At 72.7% G+C, this 13,608-nt stretch carries 13 protein-coding genes; 5 read left to right on the top strand and 8 right to left on the bottom strand.

All coding sequences use genetic code 11. The features are described from left to right. Nucleotides 1-19: 19 nt before the first annotated feature. Entirely contained in the window at nucleotides 20-2,098 is a 2,079-nt protein-coding gene (locus tag G5V58_RS16165; protein WP_165234903.1) for an endo-1,4-beta-xylanase, read from the bottom strand. Between the two features lie 208 nt (nucleotides 2,099-2,306). Next, nucleotides 2,307-3,959: a phospho-sugar mutase gene (locus tag G5V58_RS16160; protein ID WP_165234900.1), complete on the bottom strand. Its 1,653-nt coding sequence runs from the start codon at nucleotides 3,957-3,959 to the stop codon at nucleotides 2,307-2,309. Between the two features lie 18 nt (nucleotides 3,960-3,977). Here G5V58_RS16160 and G5V58_RS16155 point away from each other — a divergent pair, with 18 nt between their 5' ends. Continuing rightward, complete coding sequence (locus tag G5V58_RS16155; protein ID WP_165234897.1) at nucleotides 3,978-4,502, top strand: HEAT repeat domain-containing protein; 525 nt, start codon at nucleotides 3,978-3,980, stop codon at nucleotides 4,500-4,502. A gap of 64 nt (nucleotides 4,503-4,566) precedes the next feature. After that, nucleotides 4,567-5,391 (top strand): S1C family serine protease, encoded by an 825-nt coding sequence (locus G5V58_RS16150; RefSeq protein ID WP_165234894.1) that lies wholly within the window; start codon nucleotides 4,567-4,569, stop codon nucleotides 5,389-5,391. Between the two features lie 2 nt (nucleotides 5,392-5,393). Here the strand turns inward: G5V58_RS16150 and G5V58_RS16145 are convergent, their stop codons facing one another. The 6 genes from G5V58_RS16145 to G5V58_RS16120 are packed head-to-tail and all read right to left on the bottom strand — an operon-like array spanning nucleotide 5,394 to nucleotide 9,586. Then, nucleotides 5,394-6,380 carry an aldo/keto reductase gene (locus G5V58_RS16145; RefSeq protein ID WP_165234891.1) on the bottom strand — a complete coding sequence of 329 codons (987 nt, stop codon included), beginning with the start codon at nucleotides 6,378-6,380 and terminating at the stop codon, nucleotides 5,394-5,396. 48 nt (nucleotides 6,381-6,428) lie between these two features. Further along, nucleotides 6,429-6,812 carry a MerR family transcriptional regulator gene (locus G5V58_RS16140; protein WP_230486676.1) on the bottom strand — a complete coding sequence of 128 codons (384 nt, stop codon included), beginning with the start codon at nucleotides 6,810-6,812 and terminating at the stop codon, nucleotides 6,429-6,431. 33 nt (nucleotides 6,813-6,845) lie between these two features. Next, on the bottom strand, nucleotides 6,846-7,658 hold the full coding sequence (locus G5V58_RS16135; protein ID WP_165234888.1) for an NAD-dependent epimerase/dehydratase family protein: 813 nt from the start codon (nucleotides 7,656-7,658) through the stop codon (nucleotides 6,846-6,848). 27 nt (nucleotides 7,659-7,685) lie between these two features. Further along, the gene (locus G5V58_RS16130; protein ID WP_165234886.1) at nucleotides 7,686-8,309 is read right to left on the bottom strand and encodes a TetR/AcrR family transcriptional regulator; all 624 of its coding nucleotides are present in this window, start codon (nucleotides 8,307-8,309) and stop codon (nucleotides 7,686-7,688) included. Further along, nucleotides 8,306-9,106 carry a purine-nucleoside phosphorylase gene (locus G5V58_RS16125; protein ID WP_165234883.1) on the bottom strand — a complete coding sequence of 267 codons (801 nt, stop codon included), beginning with the start codon at nucleotides 9,104-9,106 and terminating at the stop codon, nucleotides 8,306-8,308. The genes G5V58_RS16130 and G5V58_RS16125 overlap by 4 nt, the downstream gene beginning before the upstream one ends. A gap of 27 nt (nucleotides 9,107-9,133) precedes the next feature. Continuing rightward, a complete protein-coding gene (locus G5V58_RS16120; RefSeq protein WP_165234880.1) occupies nucleotides 9,134-9,586 on the bottom strand; it encodes a gamma-glutamylcyclotransferase in 453 nt (150 codons plus the stop codon). 75 nt (nucleotides 9,587-9,661) lie between these two features. On the opposite strand from G5V58_RS16120, the gene lpdA reads away from it, so the two are divergent. The 3 genes from lpdA to G5V58_RS16105 are packed head-to-tail and all read left to right on the top strand — an operon-like array spanning nucleotide 9,662 to nucleotide 13,569. Next, complete coding sequence (gene lpdA, locus G5V58_RS16115) at nucleotides 9,662-11,068, top strand: dihydrolipoyl dehydrogenase (RefSeq protein WP_165239193.1); 1,407 nt, start codon at nucleotides 9,662-9,664, stop codon at nucleotides 11,066-11,068. After that, nucleotides 11,068-12,468 (top strand): NAD(P)H-quinone dehydrogenase, encoded by a 1,401-nt coding sequence (locus G5V58_RS16110; RefSeq protein ID WP_165234877.1) that lies wholly within the window; start codon nucleotides 11,068-11,070, stop codon nucleotides 12,466-12,468. Before lpdA ends, G5V58_RS16110 begins: the two co-directional genes overlap by 1 nt. 48 nt (nucleotides 12,469-12,516) lie before the next feature. Next, on the top strand, nucleotides 12,517-13,569 hold the full coding sequence (locus G5V58_RS16105; RefSeq protein WP_165234874.1) for an alpha/beta fold hydrolase: 1,053 nt from the start codon (nucleotides 12,517-12,519) through the stop codon (nucleotides 13,567-13,569). Nucleotides 13,570-13,608 lie beyond the last annotated feature (39 nt).

The raw sequence follows: 13,608 nt of genomic DNA, 5'->3' as shown, positions 1-13,608 counted from the left end.
GTGCGTCGTCAGGGGTGCGCTACCGGCGCACGTGGATCTTCTTGACCACGTCCTCGGGCAGGGCCTGGTAGCCGCCCGAGCCGCTGTAGGACACGTGGACCTTCCAGGTCCCCACCGCGAGCCGCTGGACGCCCACGCGGACGACGCCGCTCTCGAGCGTGCCGGTGCGGCGCACGGTCTTGCCGGCGTGGGTCAGCTCGACGACGACGGTGCCGGTCGGCGTGGGCTCGCCGGTGGCGGCGGTGGTCGGCACGAGGCGCACCTCGAGCTTGCCGCCGTGCTCCGAGGTGGGACGGCGGGGCAGGCGCACGCGGGCCTCGACGGTGCCCTTGCTGCCCGGGGTGGGCGGCACGGTGGGCGTTCCCGGCGTCCCCGGGGTGGTCGGCGGGTTGAGGAGCACCAGACCCTGCCGGGCCTGGGTGAGGGCCGCGGTCGCGGCGGTCACCGCGTTGACGGCGTCGATGGTGTAGATCCGGACCGGCACCAGGGCCGCAGCAGCCTGCTTGGCCCGCGCGTACGCCGACCAGCTGTCGGTGGTGTAGCGCGAGGCGTCACCGGGGTCGACGGCGATGGCCGCGCGCAGCTTCTCGCGGGCCGGTGCGCCGAGCACCGAGAAGAAGGAGTACTTCTCGTGGTGGTCGGCCGCCCCGGACCACAGCTGAGCGCCGTCGGTGCGGTTGAAGGTGTTGCTGTCCGAGGTCCCGTCGAACTGGTAGGCCTTCACCTTGCCGCCGTAGGAGAGCAGCAGGTCCATCCAGTCCGCGGCGAAGTCGGCCTGCTTCTGCATGATGGCCGGGCTGTCGGCCAGGGTGACGTTGGAGCCGGTGCCCCAGTCCGGGATGCGGCGGACCGGGGAGTTGCAGACGTCGAAGGTGTTGCCGTTGGCCGCGCCCTTGTTGACCCACGAGCAGGAGCCGAACGTCGGCCACTGCGTGTTCGGGTCGGCCGCGTCGGCGGCGGTCACCGGCCGCGTGGGCTGCGTCGGGTCGTAGTTCGGGTTGGGCTCCAGGTCGCTGCGGATGTCGGACTCGCTGATCGAGATCTCGTCGGCCACGGTGAGGCCGGCGTTGATCTGGGCGCGCAGCTGGTTGATGCCGGGGTAGGCCCACGCCAGCCGGCCCTGCATCCCGTAGCCGTCGATGTTGCCGGCGTCGTGGATGGGCTTGAGCATCTTGATGGTCTGGCTCAGCTTGGGCTCGTAGAGCTTGTTGCTGTCCTGGTAGTCGTTGTAGTACAGCTTCCACTTCGCACCGACCGCGTTCGACCACTTGCGGGCCGAGGCGAAGGCCTGGCGCACCCAGGCCGACTCCGCCTTGAGCCGGGCGTCGGGGGTCGCGTCGAGGTCGGGGCGGCGGAACACGATGCCCCACTGGCCGACCTGCGGGTCCTGGCCGTTGCGGATCTGGCCGGAGTAGTCGTCGATGGCCTCGTTGACGACGTCCCAGGAGTAGATGACGTCCTGGTACGGCGCGTACTTGACCATCATCTGGTGGACGTAGTCGTCCAGCCGCTTGAGCATGGTGCGCGGGGTGGCCCACTTCGGGTTCGCGGCGTCGTAGTAGAAGCCGTCGGTGAAGAAGTAGTTGGGCTGCTGGCCGCCGTGCCAGGCCAGCACGTGGGCGCGGACCACCTTGCGCTGGTCCGGCGGCAGGTTGTTCGCCGCGTTGTAGGCCTCGATCTGCTTGAGGACGGTCTCGGACTGCCCGGGACCGGTGGTCGGCTGGAGCACGACGTGCTCGTTGGCGGCCTCGAGGGCGTCGGCCTTCTCCGCCTCGGTCAGGGTCGGGTCGGCGTCGATCCGCGCCGCCTCGGCCAGGTAGGTCTGGCGCGACAGGCTGTTGGTGTTGCTGTTGCCGATCTGGCCGTCGAGCTTGAGGGCGTTGGGCAGGCTGTTGGACCGGTAGTGGTACTTCGCCTGGTCGCTGCTCCAGTCGCCGAAGGTGCCGAAGATGAAGTCATCCTTGTAGGCCTGCCACAGCGAGGGCAGGGACAGGTCCACCGCCTGGGCCGGTGGTGCCGTGGGGATGCTCGGCAGCGCGGCGGCGACGCTCAGGGCGAGCACCACCCCCGCTCGCCTGGTGAGGGTGCGCAAGGACATGTGGACGCTGCTCCTGGCTCGGAGGGACCCGCGACGAAGCGCCCGGGGTCGAGGCTCACGAGAGACACCGGGCGGGGTCGAGGGGAGGGATCCGGGTGACGGTCGTCACCTCGGACCAGAGCATCGTTTGCCCTCGTCAACCATCGCGTCAAGGGTTTCGCCCGATTTAGTTCAAGTCTCGGCCTAAAGGGTGTGAAAGCCCCCGGCGTCACAGGCCGAGGGCGGCCTCGGCGTCACGGCCCAGGGCGTCGAGCCGGGTCGCGGCGCTGATGCGGGCGGCGTCGACACCGGCCTCGGCGTCGACGGGCACGATCACCTCGAGGTAGCACTTGAGCTTGGGCTCGGTCCCGCTCGGACGTACGACGACGCGAGCCCCCTCGGCCAGGGTGAAGCGCAGGCCGTCGGTCGGGGGCAGGTCGGCCGAGCCCAGCGCGAGGTCGTCGACGCGCTCGACGGCCAGGCCGCCCAGGCTCTGCGGGGGCGTGGCCCGCAGCCGCTCCATCGCCGCGGTGATGAGCGCCAGGTCGGCCACCCGGACCGAGACCTGGTCGGTGGCGTGCAGGCCGTGCTCCAGGGCGAGGTCGTCGAGGACGTCGACCAGCGTGCGGCCCGCGGCCTTGGTCTCGGCGGCCAGCTCGCACAGCAGCAGCAGCGCGGAGACGCCGTCCTTGTCCTTGACGTGCTCGGGGTCGCAGCAGTAGCCGAGCGCCTCCTCGTAGCCGAAGGCCAGCCCCTCGACCCGGCCGATCCACTTGAAGCCGGTCAGCGTCTCGACGTACGGCTGACCGGCGGCGGCGGCCATCGTGCCGAGCAGGCTGCTGGAGACGATCGAGGTGGCGAAGGTGCCGGTGCGCCCGCGCCGGAGCAGGTGGTGGGCCAGCAGCGCGCCGACCTCGTCGCCGCGCAGCATCCGCCAGCCGTGCCCGGTCGGCACCGCCGCGGCGCAGCGGTCCGCGTCGGGGTCGTTGGCCACGACCAGGTCCACGTCGTGCTCCGCGGCCAGCGCGAGCGCGAGGTCCATCGCGCCCTTCTCCTCCGGGTTCGGGAAGGCCACGGTCGGGAAGTCCGGGTCCGGCTGCTCCTGCTGCTCGACCACCCAGGGCGTCTCGAAGCCCGCGGTCTCGAGCACCTGCAGGACCGGCGAGCCGCCCACACCGTGCAGCGGCGTGTAGACCAGGCTCAGGTCGCGCGGGCCGTCCTGCGCGAGCTCGGCGATGGTGTCGAGGTAGCGGTCCACGACGTGCTCGCCCAGCACCGTCCCACCCGGTCCGCGTGGCACGCCGGCGAGCGCGCCGACCGCGTCGATCTGTGCGGCGATCCCCGCGTCGGCCGGCGGCACGATCTGGCTGCCGTCGCCCAGGTAGACCTTGTAGCCGTTGTCCTGGGGCGGGTTGTGGCTCGCGGTCACCATCACGCCCGCCGAGCAGCCCAGCTCGCGGATGGCGAAGGCCAGCACCGGCGTCGGCAGCGGCCGCGGCATCAGCCACACCTTGAACCCCGCGCCCGACATCACCTCGGCGGTGTCGCGCGCGAAGTCGTCGCTGCGGTGGCGGGCGTCGTACCCCACGACGACGGGGCCGGTCTGCCCCTGCTCGCGCAGGTACGCCGCCAGCCCGGCCGCCGCGCGGATGACCACGACGCGGTTCATCCGGTTGGGGCCGGCGCCCAGCGCGCCCCGCAGGCCCGCCGTTCCGAACTCCAGGCTGCCCGCGAACCGGTCCACCAGGTCGCTCGCGTCGCCCCCGGCCTCGACCTCGCCGATGACCTGCTCCAGCTCCGCGCGCGTCGCCTCGTCGGGGTCCTCGGCCGCCCAGGCCCGGGCGCGCTCCAGCAGGACGTCGGTGGCCGCTGACGTGCTCATGGGCCGACACTAGGGCTTGTGAGAACAGAGCCGCCGGTGGCGGTCTCGATCAGGGCCCTGGCCGACCGGCTGGGGACCGACCGGTTCGTCGAGGTGTGCAGCGACCTGCTCGAGGGCGCCCCTCGCGAGCGGTACGTCGCGGAGCTGCGCGGGCTCACCCGTCTCGACCGGCTGCCCGACCCGCGGTCGTGGCACGACTACTGGCTGCGCACGTGGGGCGCGCGGGGCCTGCTGCATGTGTGGGACGACCGGGCCACGCCGGCCGTGCGGCACGGCCTCGGCGACGAGCACTGGCGGCCCGTGGAGATGTGCCTCAAGGTCGTCGCCGCCCACGACGTGGCCGGTGCCGGCGACCGGGCCGCGGCGCTGACCGCCCACGAGCGACCCCGCGTGCGCGCCCAGGCGCTGCGCGCGCTGGCGGTCGTCGGCGACACCGAGCACGTCGCCGCCGTCCGGGACCGGCTGGCCGACCCGGACGAGGCGGTCCGGCGCCAGGCGGCCCGGGCGCTGGCCGCCCTGGAGCGCCGGCTCGACCTGGCCTGAGGTCCAAGCCGGCCGCACCGCGAGGACACAGCCGGCGCACAGTCCCCGCGCGCACCGTCGGGGCATGAAGACCTCCCGCCGCCTGACCCGCAGCGCCGCCGCGGCCGCGCTCGTCCTGCCCCTCACCGTCGCCGCCGTCGGCGCACCCGCCTCGGCGTCGGTCGGCCTGGCCGACTGGCGCGGCTACCCGCCGCCCGGCTGGGGCTTCCCGGCTCCGGCGCGGACCACGTCGTACGCCGCCCTGGACACCGGCGACGCGACGGCCACGCAGTCGAGCGGAGTCGTGCAGATCTCCACCGTCCTCGGGTACGGCGAGGGCGAGGCGGCCGGCACCGGCATGGTCCTCTCCGACGACGGCCTGGTGGTGACCAACCACCACGTGGTCGAGGGGGCCACGTCCATCACCGTGACCGTGCCGACGACGGGCGCGACGTACGACGCGGACGTGCTCGGCCTCGACGCGACCAGGGACGTCGCGGTGCTGCGGCTGGAGGACGCCGGCGGTCTCGCGACCGTGACCACGGACGCCTCGGGCGTCAGCGCCGGCGACGCCGTGACCGCCGTCGGCGACGCGGGCGGCGACGGGGGTGGCCTCACCGCGGCGCCCGGCACCGTCACGCATCCGCGGACCTCGATCCCGGTGCGCGACGACCTCACCGGTCAGGAGAAGCCGTTGCGCAACCTGGTCGAGGTCACCTCCGACGTGGTGCCCGGCGACAGCGGCGGGGCCCTGCTGGACGCCGCCGGAGACGTGGTGGGGATGAGCGTCGCCGCGTCCAGCGGCAGCACCAGCGTCACCGTCGACGGCTACGCGATCCCGATCGCCCGGGTGCTGCGGGTGGTGGCCCGGGTCGAGGCCGGCACCCTCGCGACCGGCGCCGTGGGCTGAGCTCAGGCCTCGACGGTGCTCATGTCGGCGTAGCGGTCCCCGACGACGGCGTCGCGCGGGACGGCGTCCTCGAGGGCCTGCAGGTCGGCGTCGGAGAGCTCGACCTCGGTGGCGCCGAGGTTCTCCTCGAGGTAGCGCACGCGCTTGGTCCCCGGGATCGGCACCACGTCCTCGCCCTGGGCCAGGACCCAGGCCAGCGCCAGCTGGCCGGGGGTGCAGCCGTGCTCCTCGGCCAGCCGCTTGACCTGGTCGACCAGGGCCAGGTTGGCGTCGAGGGCGTCGCCGCGGAAGCGCGGGAAGTAGCCGGCGGCGCGGGAGTCGTCGCCCGCCAGCGACTCGCGGGTCACGGCGCCGGTGAGGATGCCGCGGCCGAGCGGGGAGTAGGGCACCAGGCCGATGCCGAGCTCGCGCAGGGTGGGGAGCACCTCGTCCTCGAGGTCGCGGGTGAAGAGCGAGTACTCCGACTGCAGCGCGGTGATCGGGTGCACGGCGTGCGCGCGGCGGACGGTGTCCGCGGCCGCCTCGGAGAGGCCGAGGTGGCGGACCTTGCCGGCCTCGACGAGCTCCTTCATGGCACCGACGGTCTCCTCGATGGGGACGGTCTTGTCGACGCGGTGCTGGTAGTAGAGGTCGATGTGGTCGACGCCGAGCCGCTGGAGGGAGGCGTCGCAGGCCTTCGCGACGTACTCCGGGGTGCCGTTGATGCGCACCCAGGAGCCGTCGGGGTTGCGCTCGTTGCCGAACTTGGTGGCCAGCTGCACCTCGTCGCGGCGCCCGGCGATTGCGCGGCCGACGAGCTGCTCGTTGGTGAAGGGGCCGTACATGTCGGCGGTGTCGAGGAAGGTGACGCCCAGGTCGAGGGCGCGGTGGATGGTCTCGACGGCGGTCTGCTCGTCGGAGGTGCCGTAGAACTCCGACATCCCCATGCAGCCGAGGCCGAGCTCAGGTACGTCGAGGGCGGAGGTGGTGCCGAGGGTGCGTGTGTCCATGCCCACCACTGAACGCCCTGGAGCGCGCTCCAGGTCAAGTCACGGCACTCAGGCGGCCGGCTCGCCGGCCGTCCGGCTCTCGTAGATCCCGATCTTGTGGTCGATGGCGCCCAGGTGGTCCTGGACCTCGGCCAGGCGGGCCAGCACGACCCGCCGGTGGGCGCGCAGCAGCTCGAGGCGCTCCTCCTCGTTGCCGCTGCCCGCGCGGACCAGCTCGGCGTAGCGCCGCACGTCGCGGATCGGCATGCCGGTCGAGCGCAGCTTGGTGATGAGGTGGATCCAGTCGATGTCGGAGTCGGCGTAGGCCCGGTGGCCCGACGGCGCGCGTGGCACCGCCCGCAGCATCAGCCCGTCGCGCTCGTAGTAGCGCAGCGTGTCCGCGGTCAGCCCCGTCTCGGCGGCGGCCTCGGCGATGGAGAGTCCGATCAGCACCAGGACAGTTTCAGGGCTGGAGTGCGCTCCAGGTCAAGAGCGGTCGAACGCCGGCCGGACGATCTCGGTCATGGCGTACGGCCCCCCGACCCGCGCGTTCTCGGCCTCGTCGTCCGCGCGCGGCTCCAGCCGGTCGGCCCAGCGCTCGGCGTCGTCCTGAGGCTCGTAGCCCAGCGCCCGGCCCGGCTCGAGGTCCCACCACGCGCGCGTGTTGGCCGAGATGCCGTAGAGCACCGCGAAGCCCGGCGCCGGCGTCGTCAGCGCCGCCTCCACCATCCGCACGCAGTCGTCGGGCGAGAGCCAGGTGGCCAGGTTGCGCACCGTCTGCGGCTCGGGCAGGAACGAGCCGATCCGGCAGGAGACCGCGTCCACGCCGTGCCGGTCGGCGTACAGGCTGAGCAGGGCCTCCGCCGCCACCTTGGCCACCCCGTAGAACGTGTCCGGCCGCGGCCGGGTCGCCGTCGTCAGCAGGCCGTCCGGCAGGCCCGCGCGCGGCGTGTGGCCGACCGCGTGGTTGGACCCGCCGTAGACGATGCGCGCCACCCCGTGCTCGACCATCGCGTCCAGCAGCGCCGCCGTCGTGACCACGTGGCTGGTCAGCGAGTCCGGCAAGGACGCCTCGCCCGGGTGGCCGGCCATGTGCACCACGGCGTCCAGCGAGGTCTCGGCGGCGAAGACGTCGGCCACCGCGTCCGGGTCCGCGCAGTCCGCCGTGTGCCACCGGCCGTCGAGGCCCTCGGGCGGCGGGACGCGGTCGAGACCGACCACCTCGTGCCCGCGGTCGGTCAGCCCGAGCGTCAGGACCCGGCCGATGCTGCCGGCCGCGCCGGTGAGGAGGACTCGCACGGACTGAAGGTATCGGCCGGCGCGGCGCTAGACCTCCGTGGGCGCCGTCAGCATGGCCGTGCTCATGGCGATGAGGTTGCCGGTGAACGTCTCGGTGTCGAGCTGGGGCCGGCCGTTGGCGCGGTCGGCGGCCCTGGCGCGGTCGGCGATCGAGCGCAGGACGAAGAGGGTGAGCAGGGAGACCCGTTCGACGCGCAGGTCGTCGGACATCGGAGGCATCCGCTCGTGGATGAGCGCGAAGACCGGCTCGCCGCCGGTCTTGGTCAGCATGGCCGCGACCTCCGGGTCCATGGAGGCGAGGGGGACCTCGACCAGCTCGGCGACGACCTGCAGGTAGCAGGCGCCGCGCCAGCCTTCCTCAGCGAGCTGGACGCAGGGGCGGACGATCGCGGCGATGGCGGAGGCCAGGTCGTCGTCGGGCCGCTCGCGGGCGGCGTTGAGCATCTCGCCCTCACGCTGGGCGAGGTAGTCGGCGTACTGCTCGAGGACCGCGACGACGAGCCCCTCGCGGCTGCCGAAGTGGTAGTGGACGGCACCGCGGTTGCGCTGGTCGGCGCGTCGGGCGATCTCGAGGAGCGAGGCGTTCTCGACGCCCTGCTCCGCGAGGACGCGGGTGGCGGCGTCCAGGAGGCGCTGCCGGGTGTCGTTCACAACTGTGGCACCACCTGTGAGAGCAGCGCGCCCATGCGCTGCGCTGCCGACCGGCCGGCCGCCAGGACCTCTTCGTGGTCGAGCGGCTGCCCGCTGATGCCGGCGGCCAGGTTGGTGACCAGGCTGATGCCCAGCACCTCCATGCCGGCCTCGCGGGCCGCGATCGCCTCCAAGGTCGTGCTCATCCCGACCAGGTGTCCACCCATCACGCCGGCCATGCGCACCTCCGCTGGAGTCTCGTAGTGAGGCCCAGGAAACTGCACGTAGACGCCTTCGTCCAGCGTCGGGTCGATCTGTCGGCACTTTTCGCGCAGGCGGGCGCTGTAGAGGTCGGTCAGGTCGACGAACGTCGCCCCCACGATGGGGGAGCGGCCGGTGAGGTTGATGTGGTCGCTGATGAGCACCGGGGTGCCGGGCGACCAGCTCTCCTTGAGCCCGCCGCAGCCGTTGGTGAGCACGATGGTGCGGCAGCCCGCCCGGCCGGCCGTGCGGACGCCGTGCACGACCGCCTCGACGCCCTTGCCCTCGTAGTAGTGGGTGCGGCTGAGGAAGACCAGCGCCCGCAGGTCGCCGACGCGGACCGAGCGGATCCGGCCGGAGTGCCCGGCCACGGCGGCTGCGCTGAACCCGGGCAGGTCGGTGGTGGCGACCTCGGCCACCGTCTCGCCGAGCATGTCGGCCGCGGGCAGCCAGCCCGAGCCGAGCACGAGGGCCACGTCGTGCTGCTCGACGCCGGTCTTCTCGGCCAGGGCCTCGGCGGCGCGCCGGGCCAGGTCGTAGGGGGATTCCTCCGTCACCCGGCAGACCCTAGTGGTGCGGCGGGTTCAGAGGCCGGTCGAGCGGCAGGGCCGGGCGCGGAGCCGGGCCACGTAGTCGGCCGGGGCGTCGGCGGCCTCGGCGGCGTCGGCCAGCACCCCGAGGTACGACGCGGAGGGGAGCCCGCCCTCGTAGGCGTCGAGCACGTAGGTCCAGGCCACGACCTCGCCGGTCAGCGTGGCCACCCGCACCTTGAGCTTGTGGTAGAGCCCGGAGTCCGCGGCCTCCCAGCCGTCGAGGTTGGCCTCGTCCTCCTTGGTGACGTCGTAGACGGCCACGAAGACCTGGTCGATGGGGTCCTCGACGATCGTGGAGAGGGCGCCGTCCCAGCCCAGGTCCTCGCCGCCGAAGGTCAGCCGCCACCCGGTCACCCAGCCGGTGGTGGACATCGGCGAGTGCGGGCAGCGCTCGCCCATGCGCGCGGGATCCAGGTTGGTCCCGTAGGCGGCGTACAACGTCACCGGAGCAGGGTAGTGGCCCCTCCGGGTGCGGGACGTCACAGGAAGGCTCGCCACTAGGCTGGCGTTGTGAGTGACGTGACCCATTTCGATGTCCTGGTCCTCGGCGCCGGCCCCGGGGGGTACGTCGCCGCCATCCGCGCCGCCCAGCTCGGCAAGAGCGTCGCCGTGATCGAGGAGAAGTACTGGGGCGGCGTCTGCCTCAACGTCGGCTGCATCCCCTCCAAGGCCCTGCTGCGCAACGCCGAGCTGGCGCACATCCTCACCCAGGAGAAGAAGACCTTCGGGATCGAGGGCGACGCGACCATGTCGTACGGCCCCACCCACCAGCGCAGCCGCAGCGTCGCGGACGCCAGCGCCAAGGGCGTGCACTACCTGATGAAGAAGAACAAGATCACCGAGATCGACGGCTGGGGCACCCTGCTCGGCCAGCAGGACGCCGGCCACGCGGTCGAGGTCGACCACGACGGCTCGAAGAGCACCTACACCTGCACCGACCTCATCATCGCCACCGGCGCGAAGGTGCGGATGCTGCCGGGCATGTCGGTGAGCCAGAACGTCGTGACCTACGAGGAGCAGATCCTCGACAGCGACCTGCCGAGCTCGATCATCATCGGCGGCTCCGGCGCGATCGGCGTGGAGTTCGCCTACGTGATGAAGAACTTCGGCGTCGACGTGACGATCGTGGAGTTCCTGGACCGGATGGTCCCGACCGAGGACCCGGACGTGTCCAAGGAGCTGCTGCGCCAGTACAAGAAGCTCGGCGTCAAGGTCCTGCTCTCGACCAAGGTCGAGAACGTCGAGGACACCGGCTCCGGCGTCAGGGTGACGGTCAGCCCGGCCGACGGAGGTGACTCCGAGGTGCTCGAGGCCGACAAGATGCTGGCGGCCTTCGGCTTCGCCCCGCGCGTCGACGGCTACGGGCTCGACGCCACCGGGGTCAAGGTCTCCGACCGGGGCGCGATCGAGGTCGACGCCCGCGGGCGGACCAACGTCACGGGCATCTACGCGATCGGCGACGTGACCGGCAAGCTCATGCTGGCCCACACCGCCGAGGCGATGGGCGTCGTGGCGGCCGAGACCATCGCGGACGCCGAGACGATCGAGATCGACTTCGACTTCATCCCGCGCGCGACGTTCTGCCAGCCGCAGATCGCCTCCTTCGGCTACTCCGAGGAGCAGGCCGAGGAGAAGGGGTACGACGTCAAGGTCGCGCAGTTCCCGTTCTCGGCCAACGGCAAGGCTCGGGGCATGGCCGAGACGGTCGGCTTCGTCAAGATCGTCGCCGACAGCGAGCACAACGAGATCGTCGGCGCCCACCTGATCGGCCCCGAGGTCACCGAGCTGCTGCCCGCGCTGACCCTGGCCCAGAAGTGGGACCTGACCGCCGACGAGGTGGCCCGCAACATCTTCGCGCACCCGACGCTGTCGGAGGCGATGAAGGAGGCCGTCGAGGGCATCGCCGGCCACATGATCAACCTCTGATGCCCGACCACGTCGTCATCATCGGCGGTGGCCCCGGCGGCTACGAGGCCGCGCACGTCGCGGCCCAGCTCGGCGCCGAGGTGACCCTGGTCGACAGCGACGGCATCGGCGGGTCGGCGGTGCTCACCGACTGCGTGCCCAGCAAGACGCTCATCGCCACCGCCGAGGTGATGAGCGAGCTGTCGGGCGCGCGCGAGCTCGGGGTGGTCTTCGAGGACCACCAGGGCGACGAGGCCACCTCGATCCGGGTCGACCTGGGCCAGGTCAACGCCCGGGTCAAGGCGCTGGCCGCCGACCAGTCGCACGACATCAAGGCGCGCCTCGAGCGCGACGGCGTGACGATCCTCCAGGGCCGCGGCGGGCTGTCCGGCCCGGACACGGTGGTCGTCGAGCGGCCCGGCGGGCGCGAGGAGATCGTGCGCGCCGACGCCGTGCTCCTGGCCACCGGCGCCGCGCCCCGCACGCTGCCCACCGCCCAGCCGGACGGCGAGCGGATCCTGACCTGGGAGCAGGTCTACGACCTGACCGAGGTGCCCACGGAGCTGGTGGTGGTCGGCTCGGGGGTGACCGGGGCGGAGTTCGCCTCGGCGTACCTCAACCTCGGCGTGCCCGTCACCCTCGTCTCCAGTCGCGACCGGGTGCTGCCCGGCGAGGACGCCGACGCGGCCGGCGTGCTCGAGGACGTGCTGCGCCGGCGCGGCATGAACGTGCTCTCGCGCTCGCGCATGGAGTCGGTGACCCGCGACGGCGACGTCGTCACCGTCGCGCTGACCGACGGCCGCACGGTGCAGGGCTCGCACTGCATCCTGGCGCTGGGATCGGTGCCGAACACCCAGGACATGGGCCTGGAGGAGGCCGGCGTCCACCTCAAGGACGGCGGCTTCGTCAACGTCGACCGGGTCAGCCGCACGTCGGCCAAGGGGATCTACGCCGCCGGCGACTGCACCGGCGTGCTGATGCTGGCCTCGGTGGCCGCCATGCAGGGCCGGATCGCGATGTGGCACCTGCTCGGCGACACCGTGCACCCCCTGGACCTGAAGAAGGTCTCCTCCAACGTCTTCACCGACCCCGAGATCGCCACCGTCGGCTGGTCCCAGCAGGCCGTGGACGACGGCGAGATGCAGGCCGAGGTCGTCACGCTCCCGCTCTCGGGCAACCCGCGCGCCAAGATGCAGGGCGTGCACGACGGCTTCGTCAAGCTGTTGTGCCGCCCGGGCACCGGCATCGTCGTGGGCGGCGTCGTGGTGGCCCCGCGCGCCAGCGAGCTGATCCACCCGGTCGCGCTGGCCGTGGCCGAGTCGATGACCGCCGACCAGCTGGCCCAGGCCTTCACGGTCTACCCGAGCATGTCCGGCTCGGTGGCCGAGGCCGCGCGGCGGCTGCACCACTTCCGCGCCTGACCCGTCCGGGCCATTCCTCGTTCTCCCCTGCGGACCTAGCCTCGGAGGATGTCCGCCTCGGGCCCGGCCCAGGAGATCCGGTTCTGCGAGGCACCGGACGGCGTCCGCATCGCCTACGCGGTGTCGGGCACGGGGCCGCCGCTGCTGGTGTCGACCTGCTGGCTCAGCCACCTCCAGCACGACTGGGAGAGCCCGGTCTGGCAGCACTTCCTGCACGATCTCGGCCGCTTCGTCACCATCGTCCGCTACGACGAGCGCGGCTACGGCCTGTCCGACTGGGACGTCACCGACCACGGCCTCGAGCCGCGAGTCGGCGACCTGACCGCGGTCGCCGACCACATGGGTTTCGAGCGGTTCGCGCTGATGGGCATGGCCCAGGGCGGGCCGCCCGCCATCGCCTACGCCCACCGCCACCCCGAGCGGGTCACCCGGCTGCTGTTCTACGGCAGCTACGCCGGCGTGGGCACCCTGCCGGACAGCGAGGAGCTGGCGGCGTTCGCGGCGATGATCCGCGTCGGCTGGGGCCGGCCGCAGCACCACTTCCGCCGCGTGTTCACCTCGATGATGATCCCCGGCGCCACCGAGGAGCAGATACGCTGGCTGGACGAGCTCCAGCGGGTCGCCGCGTCGGCCACGACCGCCGCGACCGCCCTCGTCGAGCGCTCCCGGGCGGACTGCGTCGACCTGCTGGACGAGCTCGACGTGCCGACGCTCGTGCTCCACTCGCTGCGCGACCAGATGAACGACTTCAGCGGCGGCCGGCTGCTGGCCACCCGCATCGCCGGCGCCCGGTTGGTCCCTCTGGACAGCGACAACCACATCCTCCTCGGCGACGAGCCCGCCTGGTCGGTCATGGTCGAGGAGGTGCGTCGCTTCATGGCGCCCGACGGCGCCCCGGCCCCGGTCGCCGACGGCCTCTCGGCCCGGGAGCGCGAGGTGGTGGCCCTGGTCGCCGAGGGGCGCTCCAACGAGGAGATCGCGGCCGCGCTGGTCCTCAGCGTCCGCACCGTCGAGCGGCACCTGCAGAACGCCTACACCAAGCTCGGCCTGCACGGCCCGTCCGCGCGCGCGGCCGCGGCGGCCGCCCTGGCGCGTACGTAGCCGGGCCCGCCGCGCCCGCCCAGGATGGGTGGCCGCGCC

This window comes from Nocardioides anomalus, from assembly GCF_011046535.1.
Taxonomy (GTDB): domain Bacteria; phylum Actinomycetota; class Actinomycetes; order Propionibacteriales; family Nocardioidaceae; genus Nocardioides; species Nocardioides anomalus.
This window is presented reverse-complemented; position numbering and strand designations above follow the sequence as displayed.

Excerpts from the sequence above, each read along its gene's own strand:
- G5V58_RS16165 (WP_165234903.1), bottom strand. The coding sequence starts at position 2,098 with ATGTCCTTGCGCACCCTCACCAGGCGAGCGGGGGTGGTGCTCGCCCTG.
- G5V58_RS16160 (WP_165234900.1), bottom strand. The coding sequence starts at position 3,959 with ATGAGCACGTCAGCGGCCACCGACGTCCTGCTGGAGCGCGCCCGGGCC.
- G5V58_RS16150 (WP_165234894.1), top strand. The coding sequence starts at position 4,567 with ATGAAGACCTCCCGCCGCCTGACCCGCAGCGCCGCCGCGGCCGCGCTC.
- G5V58_RS16145 (WP_165234891.1), bottom strand. The coding sequence starts at position 6,380 with ATGGACACACGCACCCTCGGCACCACCTCCGCCCTCGACGTACCTGAG.
- G5V58_RS16110 (WP_165234877.1), top strand. The coding sequence starts at position 11,068 with ATGCCCGACCACGTCGTCATCATCGGCGGTGGCCCCGGCGGCTACGAG.
- G5V58_RS16105 (WP_165234874.1), top strand. The coding sequence starts at position 12,517 with ATGTCCGCCTCGGGCCCGGCCCAGGAGATCCGGTTCTGCGAGGCACCG.